Annotated in this window: 13 protein-coding genes and 1 pseudogene; 12 read left to right on the top strand and 2 right to left on the bottom strand. The window is 60.5% G+C overall.

The window, feature by feature from the left end:
- Positions 1–145: 145 nt before the first annotated feature.
- The 7 genes from ACWFUC_RS00730 (at position 146) to ACWFUC_RS00700 (ending at position 9,354) form a co-directional block, all read left to right on the top strand.
- On the top strand, positions 146–1,060 hold the full coding sequence (locus tag ACWFUC_RS00730) for a hypothetical protein (RefSeq protein WP_489623834.1): 915 nt from the start codon (positions 146–148) through the stop codon (positions 1,058–1,060).
- Between the two features lie 78 nt (positions 1,061–1,138).
- Entirely contained in the window at positions 1,139–4,084 is a 2,946-nt protein-coding gene (locus ACWFUC_RS00725) for a type VI secretion system Vgr family protein (RefSeq protein WP_489623833.1), read from the top strand.
- The gene (locus ACWFUC_RS00720; protein WP_489623832.1) at positions 4,081–5,010 is read left to right on the top strand and encodes a DUF4123 domain-containing protein; all 930 of its coding nucleotides are present in this window, start codon (positions 4,081–4,083) and stop codon (positions 5,008–5,010) included. Before ACWFUC_RS00725 ends, ACWFUC_RS00720 begins: the two co-directional genes overlap by 4 nt.
- Positions 5,000–5,443, top strand: coding sequence for a hypothetical protein (locus tag ACWFUC_RS00715; protein ID WP_286869164.1), 444 nt, complete (start codon positions 5,000–5,002; stop codon positions 5,441–5,443). The genes ACWFUC_RS00720 and ACWFUC_RS00715 overlap by 11 nt, the downstream gene beginning before the upstream one ends.
- A gap of 74 nt (positions 5,444–5,517) precedes the next feature.
- The gene (locus ACWFUC_RS00710) at positions 5,518–6,009 is read left to right on the top strand and encodes a DUF3304 domain-containing protein (RefSeq protein ID WP_489623831.1); all 492 of its coding nucleotides are present in this window, start codon (positions 5,518–5,520) and stop codon (positions 6,007–6,009) included.
- Positions 6,010–6,025: 16 nt separating this feature from the next.
- Positions 6,026–8,191 carry a T6SS phospholipase effector Tle1-like catalytic domain-containing protein gene (locus ACWFUC_RS00705; protein ID WP_489637420.1) on the top strand — a complete coding sequence of 722 codons (2,166 nt, stop codon included), beginning with the start codon at positions 6,026–6,028 and terminating at the stop codon, positions 8,189–8,191.
- 68 nt (positions 8,192–8,259) lie between these two features.
- The gene (locus ACWFUC_RS00700; protein ID WP_489625583.1) at positions 8,260–9,354 is read left to right on the top strand and encodes a T6SS immunity protein Tli4 family protein; all 1,095 of its coding nucleotides are present in this window, start codon (positions 8,260–8,262) and stop codon (positions 9,352–9,354) included.
- Here ACWFUC_RS00700 and ACWFUC_RS00695 read toward each other — a convergent pair.
- Positions 9,352–9,695, bottom strand: a pseudogene (locus tag ACWFUC_RS00695) (methyl-accepting chemotaxis protein); the annotation flags it as partial. The gene ACWFUC_RS00700 and the pseudogene ACWFUC_RS00695 sit on opposite strands and share 3 nt — an antisense overlap.
- Between ACWFUC_RS00695 and ACWFUC_RS00690 the strand changes: the two are divergent.
- From ACWFUC_RS00690 to ACWFUC_RS00670, 5 genes are all read left to right on the top strand, one after another.
- Positions 9,582–10,352 (top strand): contractile injection system protein, VgrG/Pvc8 family, encoded by a 771-nt coding sequence (locus tag ACWFUC_RS00690; RefSeq protein ID WP_489623829.1) that lies wholly within the window; start codon positions 9,582–9,584, stop codon positions 10,350–10,352. The pseudogene ACWFUC_RS00695 and the gene ACWFUC_RS00690 sit on opposite strands and share 114 nt — an antisense overlap.
- 49 nt (positions 10,353–10,401) lie before the next feature.
- Complete coding sequence (locus ACWFUC_RS00685) at positions 10,402–10,785, top strand: hypothetical protein (protein WP_489623828.1); 384 nt, start codon at positions 10,402–10,404, stop codon at positions 10,783–10,785.
- A 63-nt stretch (positions 10,786–10,848) separates the two neighbouring features.
- A complete protein-coding gene (locus tag ACWFUC_RS00680; RefSeq protein ID WP_489623827.1) occupies positions 10,849–11,337 on the top strand; it encodes a DUF3304 domain-containing protein in 489 nt (162 codons plus the stop codon).
- A 16-nt stretch (positions 11,338–11,353) separates the two neighbouring features.
- Entirely contained in the window at positions 11,354–12,190 is an 837-nt protein-coding gene (locus ACWFUC_RS00675; RefSeq protein ID WP_489623826.1) for a hypothetical protein, read from the top strand.
- A complete protein-coding gene (locus ACWFUC_RS00670; protein WP_489623825.1) occupies positions 12,181–13,005 on the top strand; it encodes a hypothetical protein in 825 nt (274 codons plus the stop codon). The genes ACWFUC_RS00675 and ACWFUC_RS00670 overlap by 10 nt, the downstream gene beginning before the upstream one ends.
- Positions 13,006–13,098: 93 nt before the next feature.
- Here the strand turns inward: ACWFUC_RS00670 and ACWFUC_RS00665 are convergent, their stop codons facing one another.
- A complete protein-coding gene (locus ACWFUC_RS00665; RefSeq protein ID WP_489623824.1) occupies positions 13,099–14,622 on the bottom strand; it encodes a methyl-accepting chemotaxis protein in 1,524 nt (507 codons plus the stop codon).
- Positions 14,623–14,769 lie beyond the last annotated feature (147 nt).

Below are 14,769 nucleotides of genomic sequence, written 5' to 3'. Positions count from 1 at the left end.
CCGGCGCGTCAGCGAGACCGAGAGCGACTGGCAGGAAACGGAAAATTAATAAAAATCAAACAACTTGTTTCAAGTTGCACAACACAGGAGTACGGCCTTGCAGCCTCCGAACCAAGAGAAACCTGCATCCAGAAGACCGAGCTTGATGCCTGCATCCGACACTTCGTCTGCGGATGAAGTTCGCATACTCAATTCGATTTCGGATGGAAAGACCAAAGCCCGCAGCAGCAGCGGGGAAGCGCGCAAGCCGCGCCGTGTGCTGTTGATCGTGCTGCTGCTGTTGCTGCTGGCAGGTGGCGTCACACTGGCGGCCCTGCGCATGAACAGCCATGACGCCGCGAGCACCCCCGTGCAGGCTGCGGCGGCACCGCCGGTGCCGCCTCTGGCTTCTGCCGCGCCGACCACCACCCCGGCACCGGGTGCCGTTGCGGAGCCCGCCACCGGTGCCGCCGCCGCACCGGCTGCGGCACCCGCCGATACCGCGGTCATCAATGACACCAACGCCCCCGCGCCCGAGGCGGCGTCATCTTCCGCAACCGCAGCGCGTGGACCGGACCAGTTGACTTCGGCTCTGGAGGATGGCGTCAAGCCACCGCCGGCGACGCTGAAGAACGCGCTGGAAGCCAAGCCCGAGAAATCCGACAAGCCCGCCAAGCCGGCCGCCCAGCACGAGGACAAAAAGAAGAAGCCGGCCAAGGCAGAGAACCGCAACGACAGTGATGTCGATCTGATCAAGGCGCTGGTCGCCCGCTCCGGCGAGGTCGAGAAGAAGCGCAACGCCAATGGCAGCAACAATGGCGGCACTGCCGCCAACGCTGGCAATGGCACCAGTGCAGATGGCAGTTCGCAGAAGTCCGCCCAGGCGCACGCCAACAACACCAAGTCCAAGGAAGCCCGCAACGTCGACGTGGTGGAGCGCAAAAATGGCGAAAGCACCGCCTCGCTGCTGCAGCGCTGCCATGCGCTGGGCTTCGTGGAAGGAGAATTCTGCCGCTGGCGCATCTGTTCGGGCCGTTGGGATAGTGATCCCGCCTGCAAAGTGCCGCAGGCCGATAACTGAACCGGGCTCAGCTTGCGTTGCGCAGTGTGGCCCCTCCCGATCTGAAACGTGTTCCTTATTCTGACCAACCGGTGACCGATGTCTGAGCTGCTGAACCAGCTGGTGCAATTCACCAGCGAGACCCGTCTCTACCGCCTCTCCCTGGGAGAGGGCGTCGCTGTCGGCGACCTGCTGGTGGAGGCCTTCGCCGCCTCGGAAGGCTTGCACGCCGTCGGGGTACGCGAGGTGATCGTCCTGAGCCTGAATGCCGGACTGTCGCTCAACACCCTGATCGGTCAGCGCGCCAGCTTGCAGGTGAGCCTCTCGGATGGCTCCAGCGCCAGTTTCTCGGGGCTGGTGAACGAAGCCGCCAAGCTCGGCAGTGAGGGCGGGTTTGCCCGTTACCGGCTGCGGCTGGTGCCGTGGATCTGGCTTCTCAGCCAATCACGCAACAGCCGCGTGTGGCAGGACAAGAGTGTTGTCGAGATCATCGAGGATGTCTTCGCTGCTTATACCCCGCATGCCGACTGGCATTGGTCGGACGACGTGATGCCCTTCCTGCAGGACCTGCCGCCGCGCAGCTACACGGTGCAGTACCGTGAGAGCGATCTCGACTTCGTGAGCCGCGTGCTGGCGGCCGAGGGTTTGTCGTGGCGTGTCGAGGAATCCGGCGAGGCCAGCGCCGGCCATCGTCTGGTGCTGTTTGCGGATTCGTCACGCAATACTGCTTTCCCTGAAGACGCCAGCAGTGCTGCCGGCCTTGGCGGGCAGGGTATCCGTTTCCACGCCGGCGGCGCACGCGAGGAGCAGGACAGCATCCAGGCACTGGCCGCGCGCCGCGCCTTGCAACCGGCGTCCTTCACCTTGCTCTCCTACGATGACAAGAGCAAGCAGGCGGTCGCCACCAGCATGCCGACCCGCCATGCGTTCGGCCACCAGGATGCGCCGCGCCTGGAGAGCTATGACAGCCCTGGTCTGTATGCCTATCGCAATGCCGCGGAAGCGGATCGCTACGCCCAGTTGCATCTGGAAGCCAGTGAGGCCCGCAACAAACTGTGGCAGGCACGCAGCACGGTGCGCACGCTGCGTCCCGGCACCCGCTTCACGCTGACGCAGGGGCCGCTGGGCTTGTCTGCAGCGGCCGGCAAAGCACCTGAATACGCCGTATTGTCGGTGGTGAGTGCAGGCGTAAATAATTTACCCAAGGATGCACAGGAAGGGCTGGCCGAATTGTTCGGCCCGCTGCCGCCGCTGCTGGAAGAATGCCTGGCGGCATGCCAGTCCCTGCAACAAACCGTCCAGGGCAGTTTCCAGCCTGATTCAGTGGCCGTGAGTGAGCGTGCCGATCTCGATGCCGTGATCGCCCAGGCCCGCAAGCTCGGCTATGCCAATGCCTTCGAGGCGATCCGTGCCGACGTGGTGTGGCGTCCGGTGCTGGCGGATGGCACCGGCCTGTATCGTCACGCGGGTGCCACCGCGCGAGGCAGCCAGAGTGCCATCGTGGTCGGATCCAACGGCGAGAGCACCGCCAACGGTGCCGATGAAATCCATTGCGACCGCCTGGGCCGGGTTCGCATCCGTTTCCACTGGCAGGGCCGCAACAACGATGCCGCCGCGACCTGCTGGGTGCGCGTGGCGCAGCGCTCGGCCGGTGGCGGCAATGGCATGCAGTTCCTGCCGCGTATCGGACAGGAGGTACTGGTGCAGTTTCTGGAAGACGACATCGATCGGCCGGTCATTCTGGGCGCGCTCTACAACGGCCAGGGTGAAGGTTCTGCCGCACCCACGCCCGCAGGCGAAGCCGCGCAGGGTGGCGAGCAGGAGCGCAACAAGGTCTTCACCAGTGCCAGTGATCTTTCTCCCAGTGGCCAGGGCAATCTGGCCGGCGGCAATGCGCCGACCTGGCACGGCGGCAGTCAGGATGGCGAAGGCCATCGCAATGCCGCTGCGCAATGGGGCATCCGTTCCAAGGAATTTGGCGGCGCCGGCTACAACCAGTTGCTGTTCGACGATACCGATGCCCAGGGCCGCATCCAGCTCAAGACTTCGCAGGCGGCCTCCGAACTCAATCTCGGTCACCTGATCCATGCGGCGGACAATTATCGCGGCAGCTTCCGTGGTACGGGGGCGGAACTGCGTACCGATGCGTATGGCGCACTACGTGCGGGCAGCGGCATCCTGTTTTCCAGCTACCGGATCGAACATGCTGCGACCAGCCGCGATCCGGCGGGCGACAATGCCGGCGGCATGGCCCTGCTGAAGCAGGCCACGTTGTTGGGCAAGACTTTCAACCAGGCGGCGGTGACCCACCAGACCGTCGCCATGGCCAGCCATGTCGGCCCGGCGCAGGCCAATGCCAGCGTCATCAATGACAGTGCTGCACCCCTTGACGCCATGCGCACGGCGGCCGCCGGCATGGTCGATGTCGCGCCAGACAAGAGCGGCGAGGATGTGGCCGCCGTCAACACGCAGACGGGCGAGGGCAAAGTGCCCCAGAGCACCTCGGCGCTGATCGGCATCGCCGCGAAGGACGGCATGGGCGTGGTCGCGGGCCAGCATCTGCAACTGGCCAATGGCGAGACGGTGAGCCTGCTTTCAGGGCAGGACAGCCAGCATGTCAGTGGCAATCAATTGCGCCTGCGCAGCGGACAGGCCTTGGGTGTGCTGGCCGGGGCCGTTGCGGCGGGCGAGGGCGGGCAGGGTTTGCAGATGATTGCCGCGCAAAAGAATATTGATGTGCAGGCACAAGCCGATACGCTGGCGGTGCAGGCGCGTGATCAGGTGAGCGTGGTGAGTGCCAATGCCAGTGTGGATTGGGCGGCGGCCAAGAAAATTACCCTGTCTACGGCGGGTGGGGCCAACATCACGATCGAGGGCGGCAATATTACCGTGCAGTGTCCGGGGAAGCTCACCATTCATGCTGCGCAGAAGCTGTTCCAGGGGCCGGTGCGGCAGGAGGTACCGATGCCGGCCATGCCCAATAGCGTTTGCAAGGACTGCATCCTCAATGCAATGAAACAAGGCGCACCGGGAGTGATGGTATGAGTGATGTGCATGACGATCCGCTGGCGCTGTTGCAGTGGGCGCAGGCATGTCGTGAACGCGGCCGCCATGCCTTCCTTCTGCTCGATACGGCGCAGGCCGAGGCGAGCCATCTCAAGCTGCAGTCCATGCACGTCCCTTATGCCTCGCTGTTCGAGGGCAAGCGCGAAGAAGCCCTGCCTGAGATTGCGCCTCTGCTGCTTCCCCTCTCCGGACTGGATGAGCAGCGCGCGCTTGTGCTTGTGCGCTGGGTTTCGCAGCTGGGCTTTGCCGCACCCTGCCTGAGCTGGTATGAAAGTACGCTTGGCCTGCATGACTTTGCAGCGCATCTGCGCAACTTCCATCACGCGGGCCTGAGCGATGGACAGGCCATGATGATGCGCTGGTATGACACGCGTATCCTGCCGATCTGGATACAGGCGTTGACCAAAGATCAACTGGCGCTCTTTACCGGCGGCATGCTCAGCCTGGCTTTCGTGGACCGTTTCGGCGAAGCCCGGACGCTCTATCAGAGCGAGCAGGTGCAGCCGCCCAGCCGGGCTTTGCCGTTGGACGCACCGCTGGTGACGCTGGATGACCGTCAGTTCGGTCTGCTGGTGGATGCCGGAGATCTCGATGCCCTGCTCACGCATTTGCGTTTCGTGATCCCTGATGAGACGAATGCATTGCCGCCGCGCACGCTGGTGGAATTCGTCGCCGCCTATCAGCAGCGTGCGCGCGAAGCTGGCGTGGATGATATCGATCGGCAGACGCAGTACGTATTGCTGGCGCTCTACACCAGCGGCGCTGGCGTTGAGCATCCGGCCGTGAAGGCCTTGATGCAGAATCCGCCTGATTCCCTGGCAGGCTATTTCGATGCCTTGCAGGCTATGCCTGAGGAAGTCTGGGAAGCAGGGCCACCTCTTTGGGAGAATGAGCATGTCGCATGAGCACTGGCAGAAGCGGATTGTTTTTCCGCAGTGGGCACTGGTACTGGGAATGGTGTTCCTGCTCGCCATGTCCTGCCCGCGCGCGCATGCCCAGACCAATGACGATCTGAAGGCCCTGGTGGCCCATCTGAAGTTCGTCATTCCCGATGAAACGGCATTGGTCGAACCGAAAAAACTGGAACGCTTCGTCGCGCAGTATCAGAAGCGGGCGGTTTCTGCAGGCCTGAAGGATATCGATCGCCAGACCGCCTACGTGCTGCTGGCCTTGTACACCTCGGGCAAGGGTCTCGAACAGCCCGAGTTCAAGCAGGTGATGGCGCATCCGCCGGCTTCGTCGGATGCATTCAGCGATGCTCTCATCGGGCTTCCGCAACGTGTGTACGATAGCGGGCAGCCGTTGTGGGAGAACGCGGTCAATGGCGGCAGCCGTTAGCCCTTCGAGGAACGCTGCCAGAGCGTGGAGCCTCGCATCGTCCGATAGACTTGTCGTTACTTTGAAATATATCCATGGAATACATCACCAAGATGGCCGGAAAGTCCCTGCTCCACATGTTGCTGCTGTCTCTGCTCATCATGTTGGGCGGATGTGAGGCGAAGGCAGAGCCCGAGCTGGGGATGGAGCTGGTCGGCTATAACCATACTGTTTTTGGCATATCGGACTTTGATGTCACCGTCATACCGGGAAAACGCACCGCGGGTGGCTACATCGCAGCCGGACAGGGGGGAGGGGGCTATATCTGCTGTATCAGCGTCCCGAAGAATTGGCGTGCGGGACTGATGGCGAACGTCAATGTCCGCACCGTGAATGGTGCGGGGCAGCCGATTGAACGTTCCTGGTCAGTGCCGGTGCCGCAATATGCATCGGAACAGGCGGGCCATTTCTCGGTGCATTTCTTGCGGGACGGGCAGGTGAAAGTATTCGCTACGAACCTTGCGCTCTGGCACCCTGACTACCCGTTGAAAGGGCCAGAGGCTGAATTGAAGCCAGGATCAAACTAGTTGCGGGAGTCTGAGCATGAGTATGCTTTACACGGGCCGTGCGGTACCGAGCGATGGGCGTCGAAAATTTTCTGCCAGGGAGGCAAGCCAGCGCGCCAAGGCTCTGGCTTGCCTGCGTTCCCGGGGAAGTACTGAATGCAAAGGACAGGTCTTCGTCGGCATGTTCTTTGACGGAACCGGCAACAATGACAAGTGGGTAGAGGAAAAACAGACGGCGACACAGCGGCAGCGGAACAAGCACAGCAATGTCGCGCGACTGTACGATGCCTATCTCGATGAGCCCAAAAATGGATTCTTCAAATCTTACATGCAGGGTGTGGGAACACCTTTTGCAGAGATTGGTGACAACAGCAAATTGGGAACCGACATCGGCGGAAATGCGTTTGGCTTCATGGGAGCGGATCGCATCAATTGGGGCATCACCTTTCTGCTCGATGCCGTCTACACATATCTGACAGGAACGGGTCTTTTTGGTGACCTTGTGCAACGACGCCAACTCGTCAACTTCATGAGTTCTTCCATGCTGGCGGGGGGTAACGCCTATGCAGCGACGGCGGACATGAAAGTCGGACAGTGGAACGTGCCCGGCTATTTGCTGAACGCACCGGAGCAGATGCGCCGCGCCGACATCTACAAACAGTTCATCGACAAGCTGACGGCCGCTGTCAAATCCAGCCAGCGCAAGATCGTGCAGATCAACGTTTCGGTATTCGGTTTTTCCCGCGGAGCTGCTGAGGCTCGCGCGTTCACGCATTGGCTGCACGAACTCTTTACGCCTTCCGGCGGCGCTTTCGAAATCGCCGGTGTGCCAATTCGCATCGGTTTCCTCGGTATCTTCGATACGGTCGCCTCGGTCGGCATCGGAGATGTAACGCCGATCACCTTCGGCCACATGGCTTGGGCGCACAATACCCAATCCATTCTGCCGGCGGTTGAAGAGTGCGCGCATTTCGTGGCGCTGCACGAACAACGCGCCAGTTTTCCGCTGGAGTCCTCTACAGGGTGGAAGAATGTCGGCTATCCCGGCATGCACTCTGACGTGGGTGGCGGCTATCTGCCGGGAGAGCAGGGCAAATCCATGCCTGACTGGGGCTTGTCACCGCAGCTTTCGCAGATTCCCCTTATTGACATGCACTTTGCCGCACTCAAGGGCGGTGTACCGCTCCTGACCTTGGCCGAGCTGGCGAAAGATTCTGCCAGCGCCAAGGGTTTTGCCACTGACGCGCGTTTGGTCAAGGCCTACAACGACTGGCTGGCAGGTAACGGCATCAAGGCCGGCAGCATTCGCGAATTTACGCAGGCCCATACCCGTCAGTATCTTCGGTGGAGAGGATCTCTGCATGAGGGGAAGGGCGGCTTGCTGTTGAGCAAGCGCTTCTATCGGGATGCCGGGACCTCCGACAAGAAGGATCTGCTGGAGGCCGATGTCGAACTTGGGAAAATGATCCGTGACTGGCGTGAGCGTGGCAATCTGGATCTGGATCAGCGCATGGGGCAGATGGCCCGGAAGTATGTGCGCCGGGTCTCGCCGCTGGCGGGCGTCCTGACGGATGCGGCCAAGGAGCGCCTGACTGCGGAAGAGAAAAAATTCTACGACATCATGTGCGCAGGCCCGGTGCCGCCGGCCGCGTCGGTAACGCTCTTCGATGACTATATCCATGATTCCCGCGCCGGCTTCCGGGTGGCGGGCAAGCACGAACCGATTTTCATCACCGGTGGCTATGCCCGCTTCCGTCAGGTATTTCTGCAGGGCGAGGGCGACTCAGCCACGCGCAAGATCGGGGAACTGGTCGAGCGCAAGGTGGGAGAACGTGCTGCGGATATGGCTGAAGACGCGCGTGACATCAAGGATTACACGGTGCGTACCTATGATCGCGCCCGCGATCGCATCGTCAGCGGTTACCATGCCGTCGAGGATGCGGCCGTGCGCGCCAAACGCGAAGTTGAGGACAAGGCGCAAGCTGCCAAGCGGGAGATTCAGGAACAGGCTGAAGCGGCCAGGAAGAAATTGCAGGCTGCTGCCGAGGCGGCGAGAGACCAGGCCAGCGCATTGAAAAAGAAAACCATGGCCGAGATCAAGCGCGAAGCCGACGAGGCACAGCGTATCTATGACGCCGCCCAGCGCCACGTCATGAAGAAGTATGAGGAGCTAGGCGCGATGTGGCACAGCATCGTGGATTGACCAGACTCGATCTCCAATTGATCGCCTTTGGAGGCCGCCTGCCTCGCGCAGGCTCTTTCAGGTTTTCTATGCGACTTTGCCTGTTTTCTGTTTTAAGTGTGACGGTCTTCATGATGTGTCATGGGGCCGCCCTCGCTTCTGATGAAACTCCGTGGAGCAGGGATTGCGTTGGCCATCTGGAAATTTCCTTGCCGGAAAAGGCCGATGTTGCGGCGACCGCATTCGAGCAGCTGTTTCAGGCAAGACGTACGCTGTATAGTGAATTTGAAGATGGCCAAGTTGCAGCATATAGCAAGTATGAATATGCAGGAACGATGGAAGTGACGCGCCGTCTGTCTGCCGACGAGAACAGGCGTTTCTTGTCCGATATACGTAAAACCAGAATGCGACTTAAGGAGGATGCTGAAGGCTACAGGAAGTTGAATGCAGATGCGCCGGAAGCCGAGTACGAGGAGTACAAGCTCCATGCGGAGGATGGGCTTGGAATGCGGCGTTTTAAATTCCTTTATGCTGCCAAAAGCATGGGCCTTCATGCGGTAAGTTGGGGCTTGAATTCGCCCGATGACCGTATTCCCGAGTTCGTTCAATTCATGAACAAACTGATCAACGCGGTCGAAATGCGTGATAATTTCACCGAGCCGTCAGCTCCCGGACTTTGCATGCCTCATGTGTTCATTCCCATTGATGGTGCCGAGATTTATGGCCATTCAATTGCCACCACGTATCGCCTGAAGAGCCATCCCGACGTCACCGTGTTGCTGGAAGATACCAGCGCCAGACGTCCTTACCCATCACAAGACCCCGCGAAACTGACGGCAGTCTACAAGTCCAATTTCTTCTGGACCCAGGACTACCGAAGCTATGATTCGATCAAGAATCTGCTGACCTTGCGCCGTCACAACACGATTGAGTTTGCCGGGCAGAAAGGTGTGGAGTCCATGGTAAGCATGATTCGCAAGGACAAAGTAACAGAAGACTATGGATATCTGGTTGTCACTGACGGCGATCCAAACGCCGGAAATCAGAAGCCCGAACTGATGCTGTACGTGATCCGCGACGCCAAGAACGCTGAGAAGCGCGGTATGAAACCGATCGGAAAGGATGAGTTTTTCAAACTGGCCCGAGAGATTGCGGCTTCGGTCAAGCTGCGTTCCTTACCCTGATCGCTGGGCCAGGCTGAGCACTTCCGATGCACCACCGCAAAGCCGCGTCCCTTTTCACCTGCACGCGCGGCTTCCACCACCGCATTGAGCGCGAGAATGTTGGTCTGGAAGGCGATGCCATCGATCACGCTGATGATGTCCGCAATCTCGCGCGCCGAGGCCTGGATCTCTTCCATGGTGCTCACCACATCCGACACCGAAGCCGCCATCGCATTGGCCTCGCGTGCGTGATCGGCATTACGGCGCACGGTGGAGGTGATCTGTCCCATCGCCGCCGCCGTCTCTTCCAGCGAACTGGCATATTGCACCATGCGCGCCGACAAGTCGAGGTTGCCACCGGCCGCAACGCGGCGGAGGCAGATCGCTACGCCGAGTTGCACCTGGAAGCCAGCGAGGCTCGCAACAAACTGTGGCAGGCACGCAGCACGGTGCGCACGCTGCGTCCGGGCACCCGCTTCACGCTGATGCAGGGGCCGCTGGGCTTGTCTGCAGCGTCCGGCAAAGCACCTGAATACGCCGTATTGTCGGTGGTGAGTGCAGGCGTAAATAATTTACCCAGGGATGCACAGGAAGGGCAGGCCGAATTGTTCGGCCTGCAGCCGTCGCTGCTGGAAGAATGCCTGGCAGCATGGCAGTCCCTGCAACAAACCGTCCAGGGCAGTTTCCAGCCTGATTCAGTGGCCGTGAGTGAGCGTGCCGATCTCGATGCCGTGATCGCCCAGGCCCGCAAGCTCGGCTATGCCAATACGCTGGTGGAATTCGTCGCCGCCTATCAGCAGCGTGCGCGTGAAGCTGGCCTGGATGATATCGATCGGCAGACGCAGTACGTATTGCTGGCGCTCTACACCAGCGGCGCTGGCGTTGAGCATCCGGCCGCGACGGCTTTGATGCAGAATCCGCCTGCTTCCCTGACAGGCTATTTCGATGCCTTGCAGGCCATGCCTGAGGAAGTCTGGGAAGCAGGGCCACCTCTTTGGGAGAATGAGCATGTCGCATGAGCACTGGCAGAAGAAGATTTTTTTTCCGCAGTGGGCACTGGTACTGGGAATGGTGTTCCTGCTCGCCATGTCCTGCCCGCGCGCGCATGCCCAGACCAATGACGATCTGAAGGCCCTGGTGGCCCATCTTAAGTTCGTCATTCCCGATGAAACGGCATTGGTGGAACCGAAAAAACTGGAACGCTTCGTCGCGCAATACCAGAAGCGGGCGGTTTCTGCAGGCCTGAAGGATATCGATCGCCAGACCGCCTACGTGCTGCTGGCCTTGTACACCTCGGGCAAGGGTCTCGAACAGCCCGAGTTCAAGCAGGTGATGGCGCATCCGCCGGCTTCCTCGGATGCATTCAGCGATGCTCTCATCGGGCTTCCGCAACGTGTGTACGATAGCGGGCAGCCGTTGTGGGAGAACGCTGCGGATGCGCGGGCTCGATGAAGATTGACTGCGAACGTCTTTTGCATGAGCCGTGAATTACTTGGATATTGATAAATAATTTAAATGAAATATCTTTTCAGAATGCCCGTGGGCTCTTTTGTACGCCCCATGTTCCTTGCTCTGCTGCTTCTTCTCAATGGATGCGGAGAGCCGCCGGAACGTACAGAGGCGATGGATATGCAGGCCTTCAACCATACCGCTCACGGAATTGAAGACTTTGATGTCACCGTCATCCCCGGGATGCGTTCTGGTGGCGGTTATATTGCTGCCGGATCAGGTGGCGGTGCAGTTTGCTGCATCAGTGTGCCGCATGACTGGAAGCCGGGTCTCATGGCCACCATCCATGTCCGCACTTACAACAGTGCCGGAGAAAAGCAGGAGCCGTCCTGGACTGTGCCGGTCCCGCAATACACACCGGAGAATGCCGGTCACTTTGCGGTGCATTTTCTTCGGAGCGGGCAGGTCAAGGTCTTCGTGACGAATTTGGCCCCATGGCATCCCGACTATCCCCTCAAGGGCGAAGAGGCCCAAATGAAGCCCGCGACCAGCTAGTCCAAGGAAACTGATCATGAGCATGCTGTACACAGGAAAGGCCGTGCCATCGGATGGCAAACGCAAATTCTCCGCCAGGGAGGCTTCGCAGCGTGCCAAGGCACTGGCCTGTTTGCGTGCGCCAGGTAGCACCGCGTGCAAGGGACAGGTATTCGTCGGTTTGTTCTTCGATGGCACCGGCAATAACGACAAGTGGGTCGAAGACAAGCAGACCAAGACGCAGCGAGAGCGCAACAAGCACAGCAATGTCGCGCGCCTCTATGACGCTTACATCGGTGATACCAGCAACGGCTTTTACAAGATCTACATGCAAGGCGTCGGAACCCCGTTTGCAGAGATCGGCGATGCCAGCAAGTTGGGAACGGATATCGGCGGGAACGCATTTGGCTTCATGGGCGCTGACCGTATCAATTGGGGCGTCACTTATCTGCTTGATGCAATCCACAACTATCTGACAGGAAGCGGTCTCTTCAGCGGTAACGGGCAACGACGCGAACTCGTCAACTTCATGAGTTCTTCCATGCTGGCGGGTGGCAACGCCTATGCAGCGACGGTGGACATGAAAGTCGGACAGTGGAATGTCCCCGGCTATCTGCTGAACGCACCGGAGCAGATGCGTCGCGCCGACATCTACAAGCAGATCATCGACAAGCTGGTGGCCGCGGTCAAATCAAAGATCCTGCCAGCGCCCGGGGCTTCGCCACCGATGCGCGCCTGGTCAAGGCCTACAACGACTGGCTGGCAGGTAACGGCATCAAGGCCGGCAGCATTCGCGAATTTACGCAGGCCCATACCCGTCAGTATCTTCGGTGGAGAGGATCTCTGCATGAGGGGAAGGGCGGCTTGCTGTTGAGCAAGCGCTTCTATCGGGATGCCGGGACCTCCGACAAGAAGGATCTGCTGGAGGCCGATGTCGAACTCGGGAAAATGATCCGTGACTGGCGTGAGCGTGGCAATCTGGATCTGGATCAGCGCATGGGGCAGATGGCCCGGAAGTATGTGCGCCGTGTTTCGCCGCTGGCGGGCGTCCTGACGGATGCGGCCAAGGAGCGCCTGACTGCGGAAGAGAAAAAATTCTACGACATCATGTGCGCAGGCCCGGTGCCGCCGGCCGCGTCGGTAACGCTCTTCGATGACTATATCCATGATTCCCGCGCCGGCTTCCGGGTGGCGGGCAAGCACGAACCGATTTTCATCACCGGTGGCTATGCCCGCTTCCGTCAGGTGTTTCTGCAGGGCGAGGGCGACTCAGCCACGCGCAAGATCGGGGAACTGGTCGAGCGCAAGGTGGGGGAGCGTGCTGCGGACATGGCTGAAGACGCGCGTGACATCAAGGATTACACCGTCCGTACCTATGATCGCGCCCGCGATCGCATTGTCAGCGGTTACCATGCCGTCGAGGATGCCGCCGCGCGTGCCAAACGCGAGGTTGAGGATAAGGCGCAAGCGGCCAAGCGGGAGATCCAGGAACAGGCTGAAGCGGCCAGGAAGAAATTGCAGGCTGCTGCCGAGGCGGCAAGAGACCAGGCCAGCGCATTGAAAAAGAAAACCATGGCCGAGATCAAGCGCGAAGCTGACGAGGCACAGCGTATCTATGACGCCGCCCAGCGCCACGTCATGAAGAAGTATGAGGAGCTGGGCGCGATGTGGCACAGCATCATGGATTGAGCAGCGCGGAGGTCGGATTGATTGCCTTCAAGCGCCTGAAAGCGAACCCGTGCCAGGTCACCATCGATAGTTGCACGGTGCATCTTTCTCCCTTCAAGCCATCCTCCCCACCCCCAACCGAAACACGCTCACCGACTCCGCCAGCCTGCGCGCCTGTTCCTTGAGCGCCTCGGTGGCCGCCGCGGCTTCTTCCACCAGCGCCGCATTCTGCTGCGTCACCGTATCCATCTGGGCAATGGCCTGGTTGACCTGTTCGATCCCGGCTTCCTGTTCGCCGCTGGCGGCCGAGATCTCGCTCATGATCTGCGTCACGCTGCGCACGCTCACCACCAGTTCCTCGATGGTCGCGCCGGCATTCCTGACCAGCTGGCTGCCCGCTTCCACTTTCTCCACCGAGTTGCCGATCAGATCCTTGATCTCCTTGGCCGCCGTCGCCGAACGCTGGGCCAGGCTGCGCACTTCCGACGCTACCACCGCAAAGCCGCGCCCCTGCTCGCCGGCACGCGCCGCTTCCACCGCCGCATTGAGCGCGAGGATATTGGTCTGGAAGGCGATGCCGTCGATCACGCTGATGATGTCCGCAATCTCGCGAGCAGAAGCCTGGATCTCTTCCATGGTGCTCACCACGTCCGATACCACCAGCCCGCTGCGCGAGGCCACTTCCGACACCGAGCCCGCCATCGCATTGGCCTGGCGCGCATGATCGGCATTGCGGCGCACGGTGGAGGTGATCTGTTCCATCGCTGCCGCCGTCTCTTCCAGCGAACTGGCCTGTTGTTCCGTGCGCGCCGACAGGTCGAGGTTGCCGCCAGCGATCTGGGTCGAGGCCGTCACGATGGTATCGCTGCCGGTGCGCACGCCGCCGACCACGCGCTGCAGGCTGCTGTTCATGTCCTTCAAGGCCTGCAGCAGCTCGCCGGTCTCATCCTTGCGCGTGACCTCGATGCGGCTGCCCAGGTCGCCTGCCGCCACCGTCTTGGCGATGCTCACCGCTTCGCCGATGGGGCGCGTAATCGAGCGGGTGGCGAGCAGCGCCAGCAGCGCGGCCAGCACCACCACCACCGCGCCTACGCCCAACTCGATCACTTCGCCGTTGCGGATGGCGCCGGAGATTTCCTGGCCAGTGCCATTGGCGTTCTCGCGCGCAATCGCCAGCAGGCCCGCGAAACCTGCTCCCAGAACCTTGTCTGCACCACTGATGGACGCATCGATCTCGTTGACCGAGGCCCCGGCCGCCTTCATCCCCTGCGCCTTGGCCACGGCTTCACGGTAATTGCGTTCGCCCGTGCTGATCTTCTGCAGCAGCTCTTCTTCCTTGGGGTTGTCCACGCCCAGCTTGCGGTAGTCGCTCATGAGGCGGGCAATGGCATCCATATCCGCCAGGAAGTGCTTGTCATAGTCCTTGCCGCGCACCACGTAGTTCTTGAAGTTCTGTACGCCCTCGCCCAGCTTGATGTAGCCCTGGGTGGCGTAGTCCTGCTTGGTCAGCACCGTGCCGGAAAAATCACCCCAGTGCTGGCCGATCCGGGTCAGCGTGAGCAGAGACGCCGTAATGAGTAAGCAAGCCAGCAACGTGACCAGCAGGAAGGAGCCACCAAGACGGGTACCGATTTTCATGCCTGTTCCCTGAAAATTATTTATAAGATTTACCAATTCTGAGGGTGGCTGGTCGCGGGGAAAGCCCGATGGAGGCGGGTAAAAGCCGTGCAACTCATCATTTGTCATACCAGTGCTGGCAAATCGGCAAGATGCCTGAAAGCATTC

The organism is Herbaspirillum sp. Her4 (genome assembly GCF_057961335.1).
The sequence above is the reverse complement of the archived record's forward strand: the minus strand, read 5'-3'. Positions and strand labels throughout refer to the sequence as shown.

Coding starts and splice junctions, on each gene's coding strand:
- ACWFUC_RS00730 (WP_489623834.1), top strand. CDS start 146: ATGCCTGCATCCGACACTTCGTCTGCGGATGAAGTTCGCATACTCAAT.
- ACWFUC_RS00725 (WP_489623833.1), top strand. CDS start 1,139: ATGTCTGAGCTGCTGAACCAGCTGGTGCAATTCACCAGCGAGACCCGT.
- ACWFUC_RS00720 (WP_489623832.1), top strand. CDS start 4,081: ATGAGTGATGTGCATGACGATCCGCTGGCGCTGTTGCAGTGGGCGCAG.
- ACWFUC_RS00715 (WP_286869164.1), top strand. CDS start 5,000: ATGTCGCATGAGCACTGGCAGAAGCGGATTGTTTTTCCGCAGTGGGCA.
- ACWFUC_RS00710 (WP_489623831.1), top strand. CDS start 5,518: ATGGAATACATCACCAAGATGGCCGGAAAGTCCCTGCTCCACATGTTG.
- ACWFUC_RS00705 (WP_489637420.1), top strand. CDS start 6,026: ATGAGTATGCTTTACACGGGCCGTGCGGTACCGAGCGATGGGCGTCGA.
- ACWFUC_RS00700 (WP_489625583.1), top strand. CDS start 8,260: ATGCGACTTTGCCTGTTTTCTGTTTTAAGTGTGACGGTCTTCATGATG.
- ACWFUC_RS00685 (WP_489623828.1), top strand. CDS start 10,402: ATGGTGTTCCTGCTCGCCATGTCCTGCCCGCGCGCGCATGCCCAGACC.
- ACWFUC_RS00680 (WP_489623827.1), top strand. CDS start 10,849: ATGAAATATCTTTTCAGAATGCCCGTGGGCTCTTTTGTACGCCCCATG.
- ACWFUC_RS00675 (WP_489623826.1), top strand. CDS start 11,354: ATGAGCATGCTGTACACAGGAAAGGCCGTGCCATCGGATGGCAAACGC.
- ACWFUC_RS00665 (WP_489623824.1), bottom strand. CDS start 14,622: ATGAAAATCGGTACCCGTCTTGGTGGCTCCTTCCTGCTGGTCACGTTG.